Origin of the sequence: Oscillibacter sp. (assembly GCF_031978065.1) — a bacterium.
In the GTDB taxonomy this organism is placed as follows: Bacteria; Bacillota; Clostridia; order Oscillospirales; family Oscillospiraceae; genus Oscillibacter.
Window position 1 is genome coordinate 1 of record NZ_DALZCH010000007.1, and the last position, 22,546, is coordinate 22,546.

The 22,546-nt window shown below is 58.2% G+C and carries 22 protein-coding genes and 1 pseudogene; 14 read left to right on the plus strand and 9 right to left on the minus strand.

Features of this window, described 5'->3' with window-relative positions:
• The 14 genes and pseudogenes from RTK01_RS01855 to RTK01_RS01920 form a co-directional block, all read left to right on the plus strand.
• Positions 1–372, plus strand: a pseudogene (locus tag RTK01_RS01855) (3-oxoacid CoA-transferase); the annotation flags it as partial.
• Positions 373–413: 41 nt separating this feature from the next.
• Positions 414–1,433: a zinc-binding alcohol dehydrogenase family protein gene (locus tag RTK01_RS01860; protein ID WP_312279344.1), complete on the plus strand. Its 1,020-nt coding sequence runs from the start codon at positions 414–416 to the stop codon at positions 1,431–1,433.
• A 19-nt stretch (positions 1,434–1,452) separates the two neighbouring features.
• Positions 1,453–2,583 (plus strand): 3-dehydro-scyllo-inosose hydrolase, encoded by a 1,131-nt coding sequence (gene iolN / locus RTK01_RS01865; protein WP_294852787.1) that lies wholly within the window; start codon positions 1,453–1,455, stop codon positions 2,581–2,583.
• Between the two features lie 69 nt (positions 2,584–2,652).
• The gene (locus RTK01_RS01870) at positions 2,653–3,873 is read left to right on the plus strand and encodes an acetyl-CoA C-acetyltransferase (RefSeq protein ID WP_312279345.1); all 1,221 of its coding nucleotides are present in this window, start codon (positions 2,653–2,655) and stop codon (positions 3,871–3,873) included.
• A gap of 299 nt (positions 3,874–4,172) precedes the next feature.
• Entirely contained in the window at positions 4,173–4,478 is a 306-nt protein-coding gene (trxA, locus tag RTK01_RS01875; RefSeq protein WP_312279346.1) for a thioredoxin, read from the plus strand.
• A gap of 12 nt (positions 4,479–4,490) precedes the next feature.
• Entirely contained in the window at positions 4,491–4,811 is a 321-nt protein-coding gene (locus tag RTK01_RS01880) for a rhodanese-like domain-containing protein (protein ID WP_312279347.1), read from the plus strand.
• Positions 4,812–4,815: 4 nt separating this feature from the next.
• On the plus strand, positions 4,816–6,510 hold the full coding sequence (locus RTK01_RS01885; RefSeq protein ID WP_312279348.1) for an FAD-dependent oxidoreductase: 1,695 nt from the start codon (positions 4,816–4,818) through the stop codon (positions 6,508–6,510).
• Between the two features lie 266 nt (positions 6,511–6,776).
• A complete protein-coding gene (locus tag RTK01_RS01890; protein ID WP_312279349.1) occupies positions 6,777–7,679 on the plus strand; it encodes a substrate-binding domain-containing protein in 903 nt (300 codons plus the stop codon).
• 26 nt (positions 7,680–7,705) lie between these two features.
• Positions 7,706–8,539: a phosphate ABC transporter permease subunit PstC gene (gene pstC, locus RTK01_RS01895; RefSeq protein WP_397352132.1), complete on the plus strand. Its 834-nt coding sequence runs from the start codon at positions 7,706–7,708 to the stop codon at positions 8,537–8,539.
• Positions 8,536–9,444: a phosphate ABC transporter permease PstA gene (gene pstA, locus RTK01_RS01900; protein ID WP_312279351.1), complete on the plus strand. Its 909-nt coding sequence runs from the start codon at positions 8,536–8,538 to the stop codon at positions 9,442–9,444. Before pstC ends, pstA begins: the two co-directional genes overlap by 4 nt.
• A 5-nt stretch (positions 9,445–9,449) precedes the next feature.
• Positions 9,450–10,199, plus strand: a complete 750-nt coding sequence (gene pstB / locus RTK01_RS01905) for a phosphate ABC transporter ATP-binding protein PstB (RefSeq protein ID WP_397352134.1) — start codon at positions 9,450–9,452, stop codon at positions 10,197–10,199.
• Positions 10,199–10,861 carry a phosphate signaling complex protein PhoU gene (gene phoU, locus RTK01_RS01910; protein ID WP_312279353.1) on the plus strand — a complete coding sequence of 221 codons (663 nt, stop codon included), beginning with the start codon at positions 10,199–10,201 and terminating at the stop codon, positions 10,859–10,861. The genes pstB and phoU overlap by 1 nt, the downstream gene beginning before the upstream one ends.
• Positions 10,862–10,864: 3 nt before the next feature.
• A complete protein-coding gene (locus RTK01_RS01915) occupies positions 10,865–11,548 on the plus strand; it encodes a response regulator transcription factor (RefSeq protein WP_294852815.1) in 684 nt (227 codons plus the stop codon).
• 4 nt (positions 11,549–11,552) lie between these two features.
• Positions 11,553–13,136, plus strand: coding sequence for an ATP-binding protein (locus RTK01_RS01920; RefSeq protein ID WP_312279354.1), 1,584 nt, complete (start codon positions 11,553–11,555; stop codon positions 13,134–13,136).
• 376 nt (positions 13,137–13,512) lie between these two features.
• Here the strand turns inward: RTK01_RS01920 and aroQ are convergent, their stop codons facing one another.
• The 9 genes from aroQ to RTK01_RS01965 all read right to left on the minus strand — a co-directional run bounded on the left by aroQ (position 13,513) and on the right by RTK01_RS01965 (position 22,541).
• Positions 13,513–13,938, minus strand: a complete 426-nt coding sequence (gene aroQ / locus RTK01_RS01925) for a type II 3-dehydroquinate dehydratase (RefSeq protein WP_312279355.1) — start codon at positions 13,936–13,938, stop codon at positions 13,513–13,515.
• Complete coding sequence (locus tag RTK01_RS01930) at positions 13,910–15,160, minus strand: shikimate kinase (protein WP_312279356.1); 1,251 nt, start codon at positions 15,158–15,160, stop codon at positions 13,910–13,912. Before RTK01_RS01930 ends, aroQ begins: the two co-directional genes overlap by 29 nt.
• A gap of 3 nt (positions 15,161–15,163) precedes the next feature.
• Complete coding sequence (locus tag RTK01_RS01935; protein ID WP_312279357.1) at positions 15,164–16,300, minus strand: prephenate dehydratase domain-containing protein; 1,137 nt, start codon at positions 16,298–16,300, stop codon at positions 15,164–15,166.
• Positions 16,301–16,316: 16 nt separating this feature from the next.
• Complete coding sequence (gene aroC, locus RTK01_RS01940; RefSeq protein WP_312279358.1) at positions 16,317–17,396, minus strand: chorismate synthase; 1,080 nt, start codon at positions 17,394–17,396, stop codon at positions 16,317–16,319.
• On the minus strand, positions 17,386–18,609 hold the full coding sequence (gene aroA, locus RTK01_RS01945) for a 3-phosphoshikimate 1-carboxyvinyltransferase (protein WP_312279359.1): 1,224 nt from the start codon (positions 18,607–18,609) through the stop codon (positions 17,386–17,388). The genes aroC and aroA overlap by 11 nt, the downstream gene beginning before the upstream one ends.
• Position 18,610: 1 nt before the next feature.
• Entirely contained in the window at positions 18,611–19,684 is a 1,074-nt protein-coding gene (gene aroB, locus RTK01_RS01950) for a 3-dehydroquinate synthase (protein ID WP_312279360.1), read from the minus strand.
• A 92-nt stretch (positions 19,685–19,776) separates the two neighbouring features.
• Positions 19,777–20,613, minus strand: coding sequence for a prephenate dehydrogenase/arogenate dehydrogenase family protein (locus RTK01_RS01955; RefSeq protein WP_312279361.1), 837 nt, complete (start codon positions 20,611–20,613; stop codon positions 19,777–19,779).
• A 5-nt stretch (positions 20,614–20,618) separates the two neighbouring features.
• The gene (gene aroF / locus RTK01_RS01960; RefSeq protein ID WP_312279362.1) at positions 20,619–21,632 is read right to left on the minus strand and encodes a 3-deoxy-7-phosphoheptulonate synthase; all 1,014 of its coding nucleotides are present in this window, start codon (positions 21,630–21,632) and stop codon (positions 20,619–20,621) included.
• 312 nt (positions 21,633–21,944) lie between these two features.
• Positions 21,945–22,541: a zinc dependent phospholipase C family protein gene (locus RTK01_RS01965; protein WP_312279363.1), complete on the minus strand. Its 597-nt coding sequence runs from the start codon at positions 22,539–22,541 to the stop codon at positions 21,945–21,947.
• Between the last annotated feature and the right edge of the window lie 5 nt (positions 22,542–22,546).

Consider the following 22,546-nt stretch of genomic DNA (forward strand, 5'->3'; position numbering starts at 1 on the left):
ATCTCCCAAAACGTCAAAAACATGGTCTTTTGCGGCACTTTTACCGCAAAGGGACTGGGAGCCCGAATCTCCGACGCAGGCGAGCTGGTGATTGAGCGAGAGGGAAGCTCTAAGAAGTTCATTCGGTGCTTACAGCAGATTACCTTTAGCGGCGAGATTGCCGCAAGAGATCAGCGAAACATCCTGTTTGTAACAGAGCGGGCGGTTTTAAAGCTGACACCCGGGGGACTGATGGTTATGGAAATTGCGCCGGGCGTTGATCTGGAGTGGGATGTGCTGGGGCAGATGGAGTTTGCGCCCCTGATTGCACGCGACCTTAAAACCATGGACGCGCGGATATTCCGCGAGGAAGCAATGGGTTTGACGTTTTGAGACTGGAGAAAAGAAACTATGAGAAAAGGAGGTGTTAAGGCGTGAAATGCTTACAGGTGACAGCTCCCCGTCAAATGCGAATTTTTGAGCGCGAGGTGCCCGTTCCGGCGGAAGGAGAAGCGCTGCTGAAGGTGCTCTACGGCGGCATTTGCGGCAGCGATCTGGGGTTATACCGCGGCAGCATGAATGATTACGCCACATACCCCCAAATTCCCGGACATGAAATCGCGGCGGAAGTTTTAAAAATCGGCAGGAATGCGCAGGGACTTGCGCCCGGCATGCTGGTGACGCTGAATCCTTATTTCAACTGCGGTGAGTGCTATTCTTGCCGACGCGGCTATGTAAATTGCTGCATGGAAAACCAGACCATGGGCCTTGCCCGCGAGGGCGGCTTTTCCGAATACATCACGATGCCCATAGAGAGACTTTATTCTGGAAACGGACTGGGGCCGAGAGCCTTGGCGCTGGTTGAACCATTTTGCATCAGCTATCACGCGGTCAAGCGGGGAAGGGTCGCACCCGGCGACCGGGTTCTGATTGTAGGGGCCGGAACCATCGGAATGGGCGCTTTGCTGGCGGCAAAGCAATTGGGCGCGGAGGTCTATGTCTGCAATGTCTCCGAAAAAAAGCTGGAGCTTGCGCAACAAATGGGCGCGGACGGGGTGATTTTCAATAACGACCAGTCTACCTTCCGCGAAAAGGTAGACGCCCTCACCAATGGAGACGGTTTTGATGTTGCCATCGAAGCGGCGGGACAGCCCTCCACTATGCTCAACTGCATTGAGGCGGCGGCCCACCGCGGCCGGGTGGTGGAGGTTGGAATTACAAGCAGACCTACCGAGCTCATTTTTAACATCATTGAGAAAAAAGAACTGGAGATTTACGGCAGCCGCAACGCAACTGCGCAGGAATTTACAGAGGTGATTTCGCTTGCATGCACCGGTAAAATCAATCTTGAAAGCCTTGTCACCGGGGAATGCACGCTGGAAGAGGCCCCGGCCATGTTTGAACGTCTGGATAAAAGAGTCGGGTTTAACCTGAAAACTCTTATCAAACTTTAAAATAATGGAGGAAATACATATGTCTACCACTGGAAATTTGAATCCCCAGGGCAAGTGGCTCACCACCGAGCTTCCGGAAATTGTGTTTGAGGATACCACGGTCGGCCGCTTGAAAAAGCGCATCTGGGACGCGCCCATGTCCGAGATTGACCGCATCCTGACAGAGGAATACGGCATTCCCGCGCCCTCGGGCTTCGGCACGGCAGGGACCTATATCCAGAACACACCCCGCTCCAAGGTCTGCGAGCTGCGCAAGAAAAACGATGTGGTCATCGTGCCCATCGGCTGCACCGAGAACCATGGCCTGCACGCCAACAGCGGCCTGGACACCTTCATGGTCAGCCAGATCTGCGAGGGCGTAAAGCGGAAGTCCATCAAGGATGGACGGGAGGTGGCGCTGGCCTTCCCGCCCCTGAACTACGGGGGGCATCCCTATCATCATGTGGGCATGGCGGGCACTGTAATTATTCCTCAGCAGACCGTGCAGGAAATGCTGATTTACACCATGCTGGGCCTTTGGGATGACGGCTTCCGCAAAATCATTCTCGTCAACAATCACGGACACCACTGGATGATTGAAGCCGCCATTCAGGAGTTTTTTAAGCGCTTCCAGCTTCCCGCGTTTGTCACGCTGGTGGACTGGCACCGCGTTGTCCGTGAGTTCTTCTATGCCCAGCCCGATAAGGACGACTTTGTATCCTCCCAATTCGTCCATGCGGACGAATCTGAGACTTCCGTGGGCATGCTGCTCTTCCCGGAGATGCTGGATCTCACAAACGCAGTGGACACTGAGCCTAAAAGCCTGATGTTGGCCGGCCACTATGATACCGCCTGCGACTCCTATCGCCGTCCCCACTCCTGGGTGGAGGTGCAGGGCAACAACGCCATGGAGTGCTTCGGCACGCCCGAGGGCGTTGTGGGGTATCCCCGGCGGGCCACCGCCGACAAGGCCAAGCGCCCCGTGGCCTGCATCTGCGAGTACATCACGCTGCTGATGGACGAGGTTTTGGCGGCCTATCCCGCCGGAAAAGTGCCTGAAATGATGACGCTGCGGTCTGCCGAGGAGCTGGCCGACTGCTTTAAGGAGCCTTTGAGCGAGGGCTGGAAGTCCGTTCATGCGCTGAAAAAGGTTGGCGTTTTCAACGACTAAGCGGTTTTAGGAGAAGACGGGCGCGATACGCGCCCGTCTTTCCCGTTTTACTTGACTAGGAGGAGCTTTATGCGAAAGGTATATATCATCGGCGGCAAGCGCACCGCAATCGGAAAATTTTTGGGAAGCCTTTCCAATGTAAAGCCCGGCGACATGACCGCGCAGGTGATACGGGCCGTGGTGGAGGAAACTGGCGTGAAGACAGGGGACATTGATGAGGTAATTATTGCTCATCAGCATTCTGCGGGGCAGGGGCCGTCCATCGCCCGGCGGGCGCAGCTTGAAGCGGGCATCCCCGATTACGTTCCGGCCACAACGGTAAACATGCAGTGCGGAAGTGGATTGAAGGCGCTGATTTTCGGGTACAACGCCATTCAGGCGGGGGAAGAAATTGTGCTGTGTGGCGGAGTGGAAAATATGTCGCAGGTTCCCTTCATTCTCACCGACAAGGTGCGCAAGGGCGTGAAAATGGGAAATGCCGCCGTGAGCGTGCAGGATTCCCTTTACTGTGACGGACTGATTGACCAGTTCAACGGCTACCTTATGGGAATGACGGCAGAAAATGTCGCCGTAAAGGAGTGTGTGACACGGGAAGAGCAGGACCGCTTTGCCGTGCGTTCGCAGGGCTTGGCGCAGGCGGCAATTGAATCCGGACGATTTAAAGACGAAATCGTGCCCATCCGCTATCAGGACCGCCGGGGCAAAGAGTATGTATTTGACACGGACGAGAGCAACACGTCCGATACGACTTACGAGACGCTGAGCAAGATGCGTCCCGCTTTCAAGAAAAAAGAGGAGGGCGGCACCGTCACGGCGGGAAATGCCTGCCAATTAAACGACGGCGCTGCTGTCATTCTGCTGGCAAGCGGGGACGCGGTGGAGAAAAACGGCTGGAAGCCCATTGCCGAAATTGTTTCCTCCGCCACCGTTGGCATCGACCCCGCAATTATGGGCCTTGGCCCGGTGAAGGCCGTAATCAAGGCGCTGGATCAGGCGGGGATGCGTTTGCAGGATGTGGACCTGATGGAGCTGAACGAAGCCTTCGCCGCCCAGTCGGTGGGCTGCATCAGAGAGTGGAGCGTCCATTACGGCATGACGGAGGAAGAAATTCTGGAAAAAACCAACGTCAATGGCGGCGCCATTGCGCTGGGGCACCCGGTGGCCGCCTCCGGCGCGCGGATTCTTGTCACATTGATGCATGAACTGAAAAAGAGAAACTTGACCTATGGACTGGCAACGCTTTGCGTCGGTGGCGGCATGGGGACGGCAGTGGTGATTAAAAGCTGCTGAAGCAACGGGCACTCACCGAACGGATTACCGGTGAGCGCCCGTTGTTGTTTTTTCACCTGTGTGCGTTGAAAGGTTGGTTCGCCAACCCCGGAAAGCGGCGGCTTCCGGAGATTTTGCACCCCATCGCATTCAGGAATAAGGACGGCGCGCCCTGCCTCTTTGTGCGGGGCGCGAAGTGCGTTTTGCGGTGCCGTGACCGCCGTAGGGAGGGCGTTTTTCGGAAAGTGATTTAATCACTGAAAGGGGAGAGGGGATCTGCTATGATAACGACATAATAAATAACATAGGGGGAAACAAATATGTCAGTCATGAATATTACGAAAAACAACTTCCAAAAGGAGGTCGTTCAAAGCAATAAGCCCGTTCTGCTGGACTTCTGGGCGACTTGGTGCGGCCCCTGCCGCATGGTGAGTCCCATTGTGGACGAAATTGCAAGCGAGCGCGGCGACCTGAAGATTGGAAAAATCAACATAGACGAACAGCAGGAGCTGGCCTCCGCCTTCCAAATCATGAGCATTCCCACCCTGGTGATGATGAAGGAGGGCAAGGTGATCAACCAGATGATTGGCGCCCGGCCCAAGAGCCAGATTCTTTCCATGCTGTAAAGGAGAAGTGTTATGGGATTCTTTGATTTTTTAAAAATGCCGGACATCAATACTGGCGTAGAGCAGTTTCGTTCCACGCCTAACGCGGTTTTGTTGGACGTACGTACACAGGAGGAATATGCCGCAGGCCGGATTCCCGGCAGCAAAAATATTCCGCTGGACCAACTGCGCATGACGGCGCGGGAAGTGAAAAACCACGAAACGCCGCTGTTTGTTTACTGTCTCAGCGGGGCGCGAAGCCGTCAGGCAATTCCCGCGCTCCAACGCATGGGCTATGCAAATCTCACCAATATCGGAGGCATCAACGGCTACCGGGGAACGGTGGAACGGTGAGCGCATGAAAGTTGTGATTATTGGCGGCGTGGCGGGCGGGGCCACGGCTGCGGCCCGCATCCGCCGTTTGGATGAACAGGCCGAGATTGTGGTGTTTGAGCGGTCCGGCTTCGTGTCCTATGCAAACTGCGGCCTGCCCTACTACGTGGGCGGAGTGATCGAAGACCCGGAGGAGTTGACGCTGCAAACCCCCGAAAGCTTTTTGGTCCGGTTTCGGGTGGATATGCGAGTACGGCACGAGGTAATCGCCCTTCACCCGAAGCAAAAAACCGTCACCGTCCGCAATCTGGAGAGCGGCGTGGAATTTGAAGAATCCTACGACAAGCTGCTTCTTGCTCCCGGCGCAAAGCCCACCCAGCCGAAGCTTCCCGGCGTGGGACTGCGCAAGCTGTTTACCCTGCGCACCGTGGAAGATACGCTGTGCATCCGGGAATTCGTGGAACGGGAGGTTCCCAAATCCGTGATTCTCTGCGGGGGAGGATTCATCAGTCTGGAGCTGGCGGAAAATCTGCGTGAGCTGGGGATGGACGTGACCATTGTTCAGCGGCCCCGGCAACTCCTGAATCCTTTGGACGAAGATATGGCCGCTTTTCTCCATGCGGAAATGCGGGAAAAGGGTGTGCGGTTGCTGCTGGGGCATTCCGTGGAGGGCTTTTCCGAAGCGGACGGCGGGGTAAATGTGTTGCTGAAGGATGAGGAGCCGCTTCATGCGGACATCGTGGTTTTGGCCATCGGTGTGACCCCCGAAACCCGCCTTGCAAGGGACGCGGGGCTGGAACTGGGGCTGAAGGACAGCATCGTGGTGAACGACCGGATGGAGACGTCCGTCTCCGATATCTACGCCGTGGGCGACGCGGTACAGGTGAAGCAGTACATCACGGGTGAAAATGCGGTGATCTCTCTGGCTGGCCCCGCCAACAAGCAGGGCCGCATCGCGGCGGACAATATCTGCGGCGGGGACAGCCGGTATTTGGGTGCCCAAGGCTCCTCCGTCCTCAAACTGTTTGGTTTAACGGCGGCTGCCACCGGGATCAACGAGCGGACGGCAAAAAAAGCCGAGATTGACTGCGACAAAGTGATACTCTCTCCGCTAAACCATGCCGGATATTACCCCGGCGGCACGGTGATGACCGTGAAGGTAGTGTTTGAAAAGAAAACCTATCGGCTTTTGGGTGCGCAGATTGTGGGCTGCGACGGCGTTGACAAGCGCATTGACGTGCTGGCCACGGCCATGCACGCGGGGCTGACGGCGCTGCAATTAAAAGACTTGGACCTTGCCTATGCGCCGCCCTATTCCTCCGCCAAGGACCCGGTGAACATGGCGGGTTTTATGATTGAAAATCTGGAAAAGGGCGCGGTGAAGCAGTTTCACTGGGATGAGGTGGACGCTCTGCCGAGGGACGGCAGTGTGACCCTGCTTGACACCCGCACGGCGGAGGAATACGCAGACGGACACGCGGAGGGCTTTGTGAACCTTCCTGTGGATGAACTGCGGCAGAGGATGGGAGAGCTTCCTGCCGGAAAGCCCCTGTACGTGATGTGTCAGACCGGGCTCAGAAGCTATCTCGCCTGCCGCGTCCTGAGCCAGAGCGGCTATGACTGCTATAATTTCTCCGGCGGCTACCGGCTGTACGGCGCCGTCACCGGTGACCGTGCCGCCGGTAGCAAAGCCGCCCCCTGCGGAATGGAAAAAAGGTAAAACAGCAGCCCGCCCCGAATTCGGGGCGGGCTGTCGTTTTCGCAAATCCGGCAGGCCCGGGCCTCATTTCAAGAGTCCACAGACCCGCGAGCCCGTTTCATCCGCAAAACCGAATAAGTGCGCGCCCGGCTCTTTAAATTGGAAGAAAGCGGGGTTTTACATAGTTTTTACATAGCGCCGCATTTGTTTTTAACTCCGGCTATGTATGCTTAGGCTGTACTCACAAAGAATATCAATCAAGAATAAGCAATATGGAGGAAAGACAGATGAAAAAGACGATTACCATGTTTCTTGCGGCGGCCCTCGCGGCGGTCAGCCTTGCGGGCTGCGGCGGACAGACCCCCAGCACCAGCGGCGGCAGCACGCCCGCCACGGACAACACGGAAAAATCCCTTGGCGAAATCACCGTGGTTTCCCGTGAGGACGGCAGCGGAACGAGAGGCGCGTTCATTGAGCTCTTCGGCATCGAGGTAAAGGGCGAGGACGGCACCAAAAAGGACATGACCACGAAGGAAGCTGTCATTGCCAACAAGACCGACGTGATGATGGGCAATGTGGCCGGGGATCCCGCCGCCATCGGCTATATTTCGTTGGGTTCCCTGAACGACACGGTGAAGGCCCTGACCATTGACGGCGCGGAGGCCAGTGCCGAAAACGTCAAAAACGGAACATATGCCATTGCAAGACCCTTCAACATTGCCACCAACGGGGAAGCGACCGGGCTTGCCAAGGATTTTATTGACTTCATCCTCTCCGCGGAGGGCCAGCAGGTGGTTTCCGGCAGCTATATCGCCGTGGACGAGAACGCACCCGCCTACGCCGGGACAAAGCCCTCCGGCAAGATCAGCGTGGCCGGTTCCTCCTCCGTCACACCGGTGATGGAAAAGCTGAAGGAAGCCTATCTCGCCATCAATTCGGGCGCGGAGATTGAGATTCAGATGACAGACTCCACTGCCGGAATGACCGCCGCCATGGAGGGTGTGTGCGACATCGGCATGGCCAGCCGTGAGCTGAAGCCCGCCGAGGCGGAGAAGCTTACCGCCATTCCCATCGCACTGGACGGTATTGCGGTGGTTGTGAACAGTGAAAATCCCCTGAGCAACATGACCAGCGCACAGGTGCAGAGCATCTTCACCGGAGAAACCACCTCTTGGGATAACGTAAAATGAAAGGGCAGCGTTTGAGGGAAAGCCTCATGCGGGCAGTATTCATGGTGTCGGCCCTGACCAGCATTCTGGCCGTGGCGCTGATCTGCCTGTTCCTGTTCGCCAACGGAATACCGGCCATTGGAAAAATCGGCCTGCCGGAGTTTATACTGGGGAGGGAGTGGTCGCCTGGCGACACTCCCCCCGTCTTCGGCATTCTCCCCATGATTTTGGGAAGCATTTACGTAACGGCGGGAGCCGTCGCCATCGGCGTGCCTGTTGGCATTTTCACCGCCGTGTTCATGGCCAGAATTTGCCCCCGCCCCCTATACAAAGTTTTAAAGCCCGCAGTGGATCTGCTGGCGGGAATCCCGTCGGTGATTTACGGCTTTTTTGGACTTGTGACCATTGTCCCGCTGGTGCGGGAGCTGTTCGGCGGGAACGGCAGCAGCATTCTGGCGGCCTCTGTGCTGCTGGGACTGATGATTCTGCCCACCGTCATCGGCATTACGGAGAGCGCCATCCGCGCTGTGCCGGAGGAGCTGTATGACGGGGCGGTGGCTCTGGGCGCCAACCACCAGAGAGCGGTGTTCCGCGTGATGCTGCCCGCCGCAAAGTCCGGCGTGCTTGCGGGGGTGGTGCTGGGCATCGGCCGTGCCATCGGCGAGACCATGGCAGTTATCATGGTGGCGGGCAATCAGGCCCGGATGCCTGCGGGTATTTTGAAGGGCATCCGCACTCTGACCGCCAACATCGTGATTGAAATGGGCTATGCCGAGGGACTGCACAGGGAAGCGCTGATTGCCACCGGCGTCGTTCTGTTTGTCTTTATACTTCTGATCAATCTTTCGTTCTCGGCGCTGCGCAGGAGGGGCGAAAAATGAAATATACGCTCATCAACCTCTTTTTCAGGGTTGGCTCCGTTCTTCGCTGGGGCGTGCGCCGCATAGCGGTCTTTTTCCGCAGACTCCCCCGCAGGATTGAGGACGCTGTTTTGCGCTTCTTTCCATGGCTGGCGGCCATCTTTACCTTTGGCGCGCTGCTGTTTCTCATCGGGCACATTCTGGTCAACGGGATTCCGTATATCCGGCCGTCCCTGTTCGCGCTGGAGTATAACACGGAAAACGTCTCCCTTCTGCCCGCGCTGGTCACAACGGTGTTTATGGTGATTCTCTCTCTGCTGATTGCCGCGCCGCTGGGACTGTTCACGGCAATTTATCTGGTGGAATACGCAAAGCGGGGCAGCCGACTGGTGCGGCTGGTGCGGGTGACGGCGGAGACGCTTTCGGGCATTCCCTCAATCGTATACGGCTTGTTCGGCTCGTTGTTTTTCGTGTCGTGGCTCGGCTGGGGGTATTCTCTGCTGGCAGGCACCTTAACCCTCTCTATCATGATTCTGCCCCTGATTATGCGCACGGCGGAGGAGAGCCTGAAGGCCGTCCCGGACACATTCCGGGAGGGCTCGTTCGGCCTTGGGGCCGGGCGGCTGCGCACGGTGTTTAGAATCGTGCTGCCTGCCGCCGCGCCGGGAATTTTTGCAGGGATTATTCTTGCCATGGGGCGCATCGTGGGCGAAACCGCCGCGCTCATCTACACGGCGGGAACGGTTGCCCAGATTCCCACCAGTCTGCTGGCCTCCGGGCGGACGCTGGCAATCCATATGTACGCGCTTTCCAGCGAGGGACTGTATACCGGGCAGGCCTATGCCACGGCGGTGGTTCTGCTGGTGCTGGTGGTGGGTATCAACGCACTGTCGGCCGCGCTGGCAAAAAGAATCGCAAAGGGATGAGAAACATGTTAAAATTTCAACTGGAAGACGTGCAGTTATGGTATAATGATTTCAAAGCGCTCCACGGCATCAACATGGACATTGAGGAGAAGGAGATCACCGCCTTTATCGGGCCCTCCGGCTGCGGAAAATCCACGCTGCTTAAATGCCTCAACCGCATGAACGATCTGGTAGAGGGCTGCCATATCACGGGCAAGCTTCTTCTGGACGGCGACGATATCAATGCGACGCAGGACGTGAACCGCCTGCGTCGGCGGGTGGGCATGGTATTTCAAAAGCCCAACCCCTTTCCCATGAGTATTTACGACAACATTGCCTTCGGTCCCCGGACCCACGGCGTGACCTCCCGGCTGAAGCTGGACGGCATCGTGGAAAAGGCCCTGCGGGACGCAGCCATCTGGGAGGAGACGAAGGACCGGCTGAAAAAAAGCGCTCTGTCCCTCTCTGGCGGGCAGCAGCAGCGGCTGTGCATTGCCCGGGCCCTGGCGGTGGAGCCGGAGGTGCTGCTGATGGACGAGCCCACCTCTGCGCTGGACCCCATCTCCACCTCGAAAATCGAGGAGCTGATGGCGGACCTGAAAAAGAAATATACCGTGGTGATTGTCACCCACAACATGCAGCAGGCCACCCGCATCTCTGACAAGACGGCCTTTTTCCTGCTGGGCGAGCTGATTGAATACGGCGAAACCGAGCAGGTGTTCTCCATGCCCAAAGATCAGAGGTGCGAAGACTACATTACGGGGAGGTTTGGATAATGCGCAGCAGATTTGACCGGCAGTTGGAAACTCTCAACACTATGCTTATTGAGATGGGTATGCAGGTGGAAACCGCCATTGCCGCCTCCATCGAGGCGCTGAGGAAACAGGACACGGTCCTTGCGAAAAAGGCGATTGCGGCTGATACGGAGATTGACCAACAGGAAAAAGACATTGAGGCCATGTGCCTCAAGCTGCTGCTTCAGCAGCAGCCGGTGGCGAAGGACCTGCGGCTGATTTCGGCGGCGCTCAAAATGATTACGGACATGGAGCGTATCGGTGATCAGGCAGCGGACATCGCCGAAATCTCCATTTTCCTTACGCAGGCTCCCCACGTCAAAACGCCGGAGCACATACCCCAGATGGCGACGGCCACCGCTAAAATGGTCACTGAGAGCATCGACGCCTTTGTAAAGAAGGATTTAGAACTTGCAAATCGGGTCATTGCCGATGACGACGTGGTAGACCGGCTGTTCGACGCGGTGAAGAGCGACTTGATCAAGCTCATGAGCGCCGACAGCTCCAACGGCAGTCAGGCAATTGATTTGCTGATGATTGCGAAATATCTGGAACGGATCGGCGACCATGCTACAAATATCGCGGAATGGGTGGTGTTTTCCATCACGGGAAAACACGAGGACGCCGCGGGATCGGAAGGTTGAACCATGCAAACGGTCTTTCTTGTGGAGGATGATGAAGATATCCGCGAGCTGACGACTTATGCGCTGGAAAATGCGGGCTTTGCCTGCACCGGCTTTGAGGACGGAGACAGCTTTTGGGAGGCGCTTTTAGCAGGTGCCTCCCTTCCGGACATGATTTTGCTGGATATCATGCTTCCCGGGGAGGACGGGCTTTCCATTTTGAAAAAGCTCCGGGACCACTCCCGGTTTGAACGCATCCCCGCTATTATGCTTACGGCAAAGAGCGGCGAGGCAGATAAGGTGCGTGGCCTGAATTTCGGCGCGGACGACTATATCGCAAAGCCCTTTGGTGTCACCGAGCTGATTGCCCGCATTCACGCGGTTTTGCGTCGGGCCGCGTCCGCGGAACGGGAAAAAGGCCTGCTGACCTACGAAAATCTTGCGCTGGATAACGAGCGGCATACCGTTACGGCCGACGGAGAGGGCGTGGCTCTGACTTTTTTGGAATTTGAGTTGCTACGCTACCTGCTTTTAAACGCGGGACTGGTTCTGAGCCGAGACAGACTAATGGACGCTGTGTGGGGCTACGATTACAAGGGCGAGAGCCGGACGGTGGACGTGCACGTCAAATCCCTGCGGCAAAAGCTGGGTCCTGCAGGGGAGCACATCAAGACGGTGCGCAACGTGGGCTATAAACTCGGGGAGTGAGGGTATGAACAAACGGATATTCCGCTATATGGGCCTGCTCATCATTCTGACGGTGGTGGTGTTTGCCGCCCTCTGGGGGACGATTCTCACCGGCCAGTTCGGCGCCCAGATTAAGGAGGGGCTGCAAACCCTTCGCGTCTCCGTCATCGACCCAAGCGGGACTGTGCTGTTTGACAACATGGCTGACCCGAAAACCATGGAATCCCACTTAAACCGCCCGGAGGTGGCCGAGGCACTTTTAACGGGCAGGGGAGAGGACGAGCGGCTTTCGGACACGCTGGACGAGAAAACCTATTACTACGCCATGCGGCTGGAGGGCGGAAATATCCTGCGTCTGGCCCTGACCACCGACAGTTTGGCTGTGCTGCTCTTCCGGTTTATTCCGGTCGTCTTGCTGTGTCTGATCCTGGCCGCGTGCCTTTCCTTTGTGGTGGCAAGAAGACTGACCAGAAGACTGGTGGCCCCCATCAACAATCTTGATCTGGACGCGCCAGACCTTTCCGGCTATGACGAGCTGCTGCCCCTTCTGGAAAAAATCGAGACCCAGAAGCAAGAGCTGTCACTCCAGCTTGCGGAAATTGAAAGCCGCGCAGCCACCATCACGGCCATCACCGGAAACATGCGGGAGGGGTTGCTGCTGCTGAACGGGGAGGGGCGTGTGCTGCTAGCAAACGACAGTGCCCTGCGCATTCTCGGCGCGCGGGATGCGGATCGCAAACGTTTGATTGAGCTTTGTCGGGATCCGGCCTTTCTGGAGCGGGCAAGCGCCTGTCTGGCGGGAGAAAAGGGGGAAACCTCCCTGCGGCTGGACGGCAGGTTTTACAACGTGTTTTTTAACCCCGTTCTGGATGGAGAGGCCCTTGACGGCGCGGTGGTGCTGTTTATCGACGTGACCGAGCGATATGCCTCGGAGCGCCAACGTAAGGAGTTTTCCGCCAACGTGTCCCACGAGCTGAAAACGCCCCTCACTGCCATCGCCGCCCTGTCCGAACTGATCGCGGACGGCACGGCGAAGGACGCAGACGTGCGGCCTTTTGCCGGGAAGATTCAGAAACAGGCGCGGCGATTGATCGACATGATTGAGGATATCATCCGCCTGTCCGAGTTTGACGAGGAGGACGCTCCACGAGAATTTACTCGATTTAACCTTTACTCCGCAGCAGAGGCGGTGATCGACAGTCTGGAGGAAAAAGCCGCGGAGCGGAGCATCGCAGTGGAGCTGCGGGGGGACCCTCATATGTCTGTCACCGCAAATCTCCGCATGACGGACGAGCTTTTGTACAATCTGGTGGACAACGCCATCAAATATAATCGGGAGGGCGGCAGCGTGACCGTGGAGCTGACCGAGGATGCGCAAGCTGTGCGCATCTGCGTCCGGGACACGGGCATCGGAATTTCTCGGGAGCATCTGGGCCGGATTTTCGAGCGCTTTTACCGGGTGGATAAGTCCCGCTCCAAAAAGACCGGCGGCACGGGACTGGGCCTTTCCATTGTCAAGCATGTGACTGAGCTTCACGGGGGCCATGTGGAGGTGGAGAGCAACGAGGGCAAGGGAACCTCCTTTACCTGCATATTTAAAAAACCTTGAAAAAAGAGCGGACAGCCAAAGCTGTCCGCCAATAAAGCTGGTTTTATTTTGAGTTTTGCCGCAGGATTTGTAAGTCCCGCGGCAAAGCTCTTTATCTTATGCTTTTCTCGGGCGGGGAAAATGAAGCATCCGTCTGCCGGGGAGAGGTTTCCTTTTACCATGTTTAAAACGCCTATGTACATCTGACTTTTCGATAAACTTTTTCGCAATTTTCGCGGTATGGGAAAGTCCCCGTAAATGCGCCCCGGAGCGCATTTTTTCAGTTCGGGTTTCTACTATTCTGCTTATCAGCCGCCAAAGAGCTCTCGGAGTATATCAGCGCTTGAGATAAACCGGCCTCGGGCGCTCTGATCTTCCGTGCGTTTCTCCTGCTGCTTTATTTTTCGCAAAGAAAGCGCAGCGCATCCACATAGCCCCGCAGGCCCCGGCCCTTGATGGTTTTGACGCAGGCGGAGCGAATGTAAGAGGTGGCGCGAAATGGTTCCCGGGTGTCCGGGTCGGAAATGTGAACCTCCACCGTGGAAAGGCCAACGGCCTTTACAGCGTCCAGCAGCGCTACGCTGGTGTGGGTATAGGCGGCGGGGTTGATGACAATGCCGTCCATTACGCCATGGGCCCGCTGGATGGCGTCCACCAGTGCCCCCTCGTGGTTGGACTGGTAAAATTCCAGCGAAACGCCCAATGCGTCCGCTTCCTTTTGCAGCATGGAGCAAAGGTCATCATAGGTTTCATGGCCGTAAATCTCGGGCTCCCGCACGCCCAGCATGTTCAGGTTAGGTCCGTTGAGAATCAGAATCCGCACAAAAATCCCTCCAGATGGCGGCGGCGGCATCCGCCGCGCTGCCGTTATTGTTAATGCGTACGTCCCGGAACCGGCGATACAGCGGCGCGCGCTCTGCCGCCATGGCGGCAAGGTCCGCGCCCTGAGACAGAGGACGGCCTGCCGAAGGCAGCATTTCAATGGCCCGGTCAAGCTGATAAATGCGGCCGTTCTGGCGGAGAAGTCTGTAATTTTCCGCATCTTTCACAATTCCGCCGCCGCAGATGATAATTTTCCCGCTTTCGGCGCCAAAGCGCGCCGCCGCTTTTTGTTCCAGCGTCCGAAAGACCAGCTCCCCGTCCTCGGCAAAGATGGCGGGGATGGATTTTCCGGCGGCCTTTACAATTTCTGCGTCCAAATCTACCGCTTCTCGGCCAGCCAGATCTGCAAGCGCCGCGCCTGCGGTGGATTTGCCGCAGCCGGGCATCCCGATAAGGACAATGTTTTCCATCTTCTCCCGCAGCAGTGCCAGAATCCGCCGGGTTTCGGCGGGGTCAATCCTCCGGTTAAAGAAAAGCTCCTCCGCCGCGATGGCCTGCGCCACCAGCATGGGAAGCCCCCCGGAGCAGGGAAGGCCCAGCGCTTCGGCCTGAAGCAGCAGCGCGGTCCTGCGGGGGTTGTACACTACGTCCAGCACGCCCCGGCAGGCAGGAAAATGAGCAAGGTCCACTGCTGCCGCCCCGGTGTTGGGATACATGCCGACAGGCGTAGTGTTCACCACGATTTCCCCGTCGGCGTGGCAGGTGAGGTTTCCGTAGTTGTCGGGGCCATTGCGGGTGATGGCCGCAATCTCCCGGGCACCTGCGGCTCGGGCGGCGGCCTGCGCGGTGAGGGAGGTGCCTCCACCGCCAAGAATGACCACCTTGCGGCCTTTCAATTCCACACCCGCGAGGTCGGCCATGTATAAAAAGCCGGTGATATCCGTGTTCCAGGCGTGCAGCTTCCCGTCCCGGCGAACGATGGTGTTCACGCTGCCGATGTCCTGGGCGGCGGGGTCGATCACGTCGCACAAAGGCATCACGTCCCGCTTGTAGGGAATGGTGATGTTCAGCCCGCCGATGTCGGGCCGGGAGAGAAAACCGGGCAGCTCGTGGGGTTCCAGCTCAATGAGCCGGTAGGCTCCGTTACCCGCCGCCGCATGGATGGGGACAGACCAGCTATGGCCCAGCGTCCGGCCAAGTAAGCCGTAAATCCTCTCGGACATGGCTTATACTTCGGAATAGTTGCCAAGGAAGTGGAAGCTCTGGCTGCTCCGCTCAATCTCCTCCAGCATGGGGAGCACCGCCGGGTCCTTGACCGAAGCCTCCAGCTCGATGAAAAAGATGAACTCAAAGTTCCGTCCCGTCACGGGGCAGCTTTCCAGCTTCGTCATGTTGACGCCAAGGGCGGCGGGCTTGGAGAGAATGTCGTACAGCGCGCCGGCCTTATTCTCGCAGGCGATAATCAGGCTGATGCGGTCAGCCCCGGCGTAAATGGCGGGTTCCTTGGTAATGCAGATGAAGCGGGTGTAGTTGTTGTCGCTGTCCTGCACGTCTTCATTCAAAACGCTCAGACCATACAGCTCTGCACAGGCGTGGGAGGACAGCGCCGCCACATGAGGGTCCTTCCGCTCCGCCACCAGTTTGGCGGCGGTGGCCGTGTTGTCGCAGGGAATTACCCGCACGCCGGACAGGCTCTCCAGGAAATGGCTACACTGGCCGATGGCCTGGGGGTGGGAATGAATTTCCGTCAGCTCGTCGGCCTTTGCGCTGGGAAGGCCCAGCAGCTCGTGGTGGATGCACAGGCGGGTGCTGCGCACGATGGACAGGCGACGGCGCTGAAGCAAATCATACACCGCCCGGACGGAGCCGTTAGAGCTGTTTTCGATGGGCAGCACGCCAAACCGGCACAGGCCGGACTCCACCGCGGAAACCACCGCATCAAAGCTCTTTACATAGACGATGGTGCCCCGGGGCAGCAGACGGTCGCAGGCGGCCTGAGAGTTGGCGCCCTCCATGCCCTGACAGGCCACAAGGCCCGTCTGGGGGAAGACCTCCGCCCCCGCCGCAAGAGACGCCCTTATCTGTGCCCCCACCTGCGTCGGCGCGCTGAGCAGCTCCGCCTGCCGGGCGCAGGAGAGGTGGAACAGCGTGGTAAACAGTTGATGGGCGTAGCGCTCCTTGTCTCCGGCCTCCGCCGTCACTCGTGCAAGGATTTCCCGCTCTCTCCCGCGGTTGGAAATGAGAAGGCCCTGCTCGTTTTTAACGGCGGCTACGTGTTCGGAAAGCTCCATGCGCCGGAGAAAGAGCTTCAGCAGCTCTTGATCCACCGAGTCGATTTGTCCGCGAATTTCTGAAAGTTCCATAGGAAAGGCCTCCTTATCAATTTTGCTCTAAAAGAATGTCCAGCAGCACCGTGGCCACGGCGGCCTCCACCACCGGGACGGCCCGGTGGGCCACGCAGGGGTCGTGCCGCCCTGATATTACCAGTTCCGTCTCCTCAATGCAGCCAAGATTCACTGTTTGCTGCGGCTTTGAAATGGAGGGGGTGGGCTTAAACGCCGCCCGCAGTGTCAAAGGCATCCCGTTGGTGATGCCGCCAAGAATACCGCCAGCGCGGTTGCGGGTGGTTTCCACCCGCCCGTCATGGATGCAGAAGGGGTCGTTATTCACGCTGCCCCGAAGAGCCGCCGCTTCAAATCCTGCGCCGAATTCCACGCCCTTCACGGCGGGAATGCCAAACAGCACCGCCGCAAGGCGGCTTTCCATTCCGTCAAACATAGGCTCGCCCAGCCCTGCGGGAAGACCCACGGCGGCGCATTCCACCACGCCGCCAACCGAGTCCCCTTCCTGCGCGGCGGCCATAATGGCCCCTTGCATCCGCTGACCCCGTGCGTCGTCCAGAACGGGAAAAGGCTTGGCGGCAATTTCTTCAAACAGGGCCGGAGCGGGCAGAAGCGGGAAGGAAATGTCCGTTTCCCCCTCTACGGAAAAAAGGTGCGCCCCAACATAGATGCCCCGCCGGGCCAAAATCTGTTTTGCAATGCCGCCCACGATGCACAAAGGTGCGGTAAGACGGCCCGAAAAGTGGCCCCCGCCCCGCATATCCGCCTGACCGCCCCATTTGACCCACGCGGTATAGTCCGCGTGGCCGGGGCGGGGCGTATCCGCAAGAGTGGCATAGTCCGAGGAGTGCTGGTCCCGATTCTGAATCACCGCGCAAAGAGGAGAACCGCAGGTCAAACCGTCCTGAAGGCCCGAGAGAAATTCGGGCGCATCCGTCTCCTGCCGGGAGGTGGAAAGGGCGTTTTGCCCGGGACGTCTCCGGGCCAGAAAGCGGGCAAGCTCCTCCAGGTCCACCCGCTCTCCGGCGGGAAGACCGTCTGCCACCACGCCAATGGCTTTTCCATGGGACTGGCCGAAGATACTCACATGCAGGCGGTTTCCAAATTCAGACGACATGTGCGCCACCTCCCAAAGCCAAATAATCCTTGAAAAATGAAGGGTAGGATTTGTTTACTGCCTCGGCCCCCAGAATCGTGACAGGACCGGCGCAGCGTGTGGCGGCGATGGCCGCCGCCATGACGATGCGATGATCGCCCGCTCCGTCCACCGTGCCGCCGGAAAGTTGGGAAACGCCGTGAACCGTGAGACTGTCCGCCCCTTCCTCGGCGCTGCCCCCAAGGGCGCGGAGCATGGCGGCGGTGGTTTTCAGACGGTCGCTCTCCTTCAGGCGGAGCCGGGCGGCGTTGGTAAACCGGCAGGTTCCCTGCCGCACCGCCGCCATCACCGCCAGCGGCGGCACCAGATCGGGACAGCCGGACACGTCGATCTCCACGTCGCCGGGCTGGGAAAGCTGAGCGGCGTATTCCGCTGTGACCCGGTCACCCTGAGAGGATTTTGGGTCCAGCCCCTCAAGCCGAAGAGTGCTGCCCAAGACGTTTGCGGCATACCAGAAGGCGGCCTGAGACCAGTCGGCCTCCACCGTGGCGTCAAATGAGTGAAACCGTCCAGAGGAGACCGTCCAGCGCCGCTGGGCGGGCTGGCTGAGTACGCGGATTCCGGCGGCGCGCAGGGCCTCCACGGTCATGGCAATGTAATCGACGGATTCCGGCTCTGTGGAGGAAATAATCACGCTGTCCTCCCCCAGAAGAGGGAGGGCAAACAGCAGCCCTGTAAAAAACTGGCTGGACACGTCGCCCGGAAGGCGGTATTCCCCGCTTTTCAGAGTTCCCCGCACCGTCAGCACGCCATTTTCCATAGAGTGTGCGATGCCTTTTTCGTCAAATAGGTCAAAATACGGCGCTTGGGGCCGTTCCATCAGCCGCCCTCTGCCGGTAAACGCGCCGCTCCCGGCTATGGCAAGCGCAAGAGGTATGAAAAAGCGGAGGGTGGAACCGGATTCTCCGCAGTCAAATCGGGGCATTTCATCGGTGGGGACAATTGGGCCGCAGCCGTGAATACGGAGAGAGGAAGGCCCCGCCTGTTCCCATGAGCAGCCCAAAGCTTCCACGCAGCGGAGGGTGGCCTCGATATCCTGCGACAGCGCCACGTTGCGAATGATGCTGGTGCCCTCCGCCAAAGCGGCTGAAATCAGCAGACGGTGAGCCATAGATTTGCTGGGCGGCGGCGTAACCGCGCCGCGAAGAAGGGTGGGATTGATTTGCATATCCATCTCAGCGATCCTCCCATCCGGCCGCGAAAACGGACTCCAGCTCCTCCACGGGAATGGACTTCATTTCGCACTTTCCAATTTTCTTAGGAATCACCAAGGAAATCTGCCCGCCTCGGCGCTTTTTGTCGGCGAGAGCCGCACGTGCCAGCGCGGCGGGGGAATAGTCCGTCTCGGTGGGTAGATCGTTTCGCCGCAGCGCGGCGCAAATGCGTGCCGCACAAGGTTCCTCCACCCAGCCAAGGGCTTCGGAGGCCCGGGCGATGATGGCAAGACCCGCCGCCACGGCGTGACCGTGGCGAATGCCGTATGTGCTGCACGCTTCAATGGCGTGCCCGGCGGTGTGACCCAGATTCAGCGTCCGGCGCACACCGTTGTCCAGCTCGTCTTGCTCCACCACGGTGGCCTTAAAGGCCACGCAGCGGGTAATAATTTCCTTCAAATTGCCGGAAAGATCGTCCGTGTCCGTCAGGGCGAACAGTACTTCGCCGGAGAGCACGCCGGTTTTAATTGCCTCGGCTGCCCCGTCCGCCATCTCCATGGGGGAGAGGGTTTGCAGGCAATCGGTGTCGCACACCACGGCGGAGGGCTGAAGAAACAGCCCTGCCAGATTTTTCCCGTGGCGCAGGTCCACGGCGGTTTTGCCCCCCACGGAGGAATCCACCGCCGAAAGCAGTGTGGTGGGGAGCTGAACAAATTTCACGCCCCGGAGATAGCACCCGGCGGCGAAGCCTGCCATGTCGCCGCACACGCCGCCACCGAGAGCCACCACGCAGTCGCTGCGGGTGAGCTGCTCCCCCGCCAGAAATTCAAGAATTTCGGAGAGGGTGGAGAGGTTTTTGTGCTCCTCCCCGGCGGGGAAAATGTGAGTGCAGACGGAAAAACCTGCCGCCCGTAAGCTTTCCTCCACCCGGGCAAGGTAGAGCTTCGCCACGGTGCTGTCTGTGACAATGGCGGCGCGGCAGGGGGACAGCGCCCCCGCGGCCAGCTCGCCGCATTGGGTCAGAAGTCCCGGGCCGATAGACACGGTGTATTTTGGCTTGGTGTTTACCAAAATGGTTTGAATTGTGGATTCCATAACATCCTCCCGTGGTTTGGGCGGTTCCTAACAAGAAGGGGCGGAGCCGCGCCGTCAAATTTTTCGGCGAGCCGAAGCGGGACCGGATAGGCTCAGCTTCCGCCGGCGGTGGCCTTCAGGTCCCGGCCCTCCCTGAGCAGGTGCAGAAGTTGATCCGCGTTCCGGCTTTTCAGCGCGTCCAGATATTCATTCAGATGTCCGATGAGAATATCCAGCTCTTCGGTGAGATAGTCGGCATTATCCATGAACAGCTCGGTCCACATGGCTTCATCCAGCCGGGCCACGCGGGTCATATCCCGAAAGCTGCCCGCGGAAAAACCACGGCGCTTCTGAGCCTCGGGAGACTTGACATAGGCGCTGGAGGCGACATGGGCAAGCTGGGAGGTATAGGCGATGATGCGGTCGTGCTCGTCGGGGTCGGAAAAGGTGAGGCTGGCAAAGCCCACGTCCAAAAAAAAGGCTTTCAGCGTCTCCAAAAGCTGCATATCGGTCCGCTTGTCGGGGGTGAGAATCATGGAGGCCCCATCGTACAGCCGGTCGGAGGAATTTACAAAGCCGCCCCGCTCCAGCCCCGCCATGGGGTGGCCCCCGATATAGGCAAAGCCGCATTTTTCCGCAAGGGGGGCGATTTTACTCACCACTGCCCGCTTCACGCCGCAAAGGTCCACCAGAATGGCGGATTTGGAGATGCGTTCTGCATGAGTTTCCACCCACCCAACCGCCGCAGCCGGGCAGACGGCGGCCAGAAGCAAATCGCATTGGGGGATATTGTCCTCGGTCAGCGCCCCGTCAATTGCGCCGCACAGACGGGCGAGGGTCATTGTCTCCGCGTCCGTGTCAACGCCCCAGACAGTGTGGGCCGTGCGGGCCTTGATACTTTTGGCCATGGAGCCGCCCATCAGTCCCAGTCCGATAATTCCGACGTTCATAAGGCTCAGCCCTCCAGCTCTGCGCAGAAGGCGTGCATTTTGTGCAGCTTCCGGGCCAGCACGTCGAAGGTGTCCGGCTTGAGGGACTGGGCCCCGTCGCACAGGGCGTGGGCGGGGTCGTTGTGAACCTCAATCAAAAGGCCGTCCGTCCCGGTGGCCACCGCGCCCACGGCAAGAGTGGGCACCAGCCAGCTTTTGCCGGTGGCGTGGCTGGGGTCGATGATGATGGGCAGGTGAGAAAGCTTGCGCAGCACGGGAATACAGGCCAAATCCAGCGTGTTGCGGGTGTATGTTTCAAAGGTGCGCACGCCCCGCTCGCAGAGAATCACGTTCTGGTTGCCGCTGGCCATGACATATTCGGCGCTCATCAGCCATTCCTCATAGGTGGCGGACATGCCGCGCTTGATCATAATGGGTTTGTCCAGCTTTCCAACCTCCTTGAGCAGGTTGAAATTCTGCATGTTCCGTGCGCCGATCTGGATTACGTCCACATCCTCGAACAAAGGGATCTGGGAAATGTCCATCAGCTCGGAGACGATGGGTAGGCCCGTTTCCTGCCGGGCGACCTTTAAAATTTCAAGACCGTCTGCGCCAAGGCCCTGAAAGGAGTAGGGAGAGGTGCGGGGCTTGAACGCACCGCCCCGAAGCATAGTGGCCCCGCTGGCTTTCACGGCCCGGGCGATGGCGATGACCTGCTCCTCGCTCTCCACAGAGCAGGGACCGGCCATAATGGTCAAAGTGCCGCCGCCGATTTGAGTATTGCCCACCTTTACCACGGTGTCCTCGGGATGGAACTTGCGGTTGGCATTTTTGTAAGGCTCCTGCACTCGCTTTACATCCTCCACAATATCCAGCGCGGAGAGAAGATCAATGTCCAGCCCGGAGGTGTCGCCCACCAGGCCCAGAATGGTGTGGGACTCGCCAAGGCTGGTGTGGATGGTGATGCCTTTATCCTGAAGCCAGCTAATGAGATTCTCTAGCTGCTCGCGGTTGGGATTACTTTTCAGAATGACGATCATGATGGGTTCCTCCTTAAAATTGGTACAAAAAAGACCCGCAGCCGATTAGGCTGCGGGTCGTTTATGTACTGATATGGGTCCGACAATATCAGTCACACACACACTCGTTTTCAGCCCAACCAAAATAAGCCTTACCATAAAAGTAGGTAAAGCTAAAGTAGCGGTATTCGGCTGTGAGTGCACGTATAGACATTCATTGTCTCCTTATTGTCATACTTTAAATTACTGAAAGCATACCACGCCCTTTAAAAAAAGAACAGAGGCAAAATGCCCAAATAATCAAAGAACATCCGATGGTATTTGGGCAATCAATCAAATTCGGGCCGGAACAGGCTGGGGCAGGGCGCGCATATCCGGAATAAGCTGGGGCGGAACGCTACTCATCAAAAGCGCCGTGGCCTGCGTGATATAGCGCACGTCCCGGTTCAGGTCCGACTGCGCGTCCATATACTGCCGATGAAGCTCTTGCAGGCAGTCGTTCAGCTCGTGTCCGGCAGAGAAAGAGGCGTCAAGGCCCTCTTCGCTCAGATAGGCGCACAGATATTCCCGCAGCGCGTCTTCATACCGGTGGTGCTCAAGAAGAGAGTCGGGATAATGCTCGTTGTGGGGATAGGTAAATGCGTCCGCCAGATAATGGGTCAGCTTTCCCAGCGTGTAATACTGCCAGCAGGTCCAACTTTTTTCGCGGCGCTGGAGCCGGACGATCCGGCGCGCAATATACTGGTCGGAATTCGTATAATTATGTCCGCGCAGCTTGTGGCTGCGGATGGAGCCCTTAATATAGGAGAGGGGGTTGCAGTCCGGCTGAAAGGAGCCGAACAGAAAAGCAAGCTCAAAGCGCTTGCGCTGAAATCCGCTGCGTGATTCCAAAAGAGTGGAGGCCAAAAGCTTGTGGCTGCGTTTTTGCAAAGAGC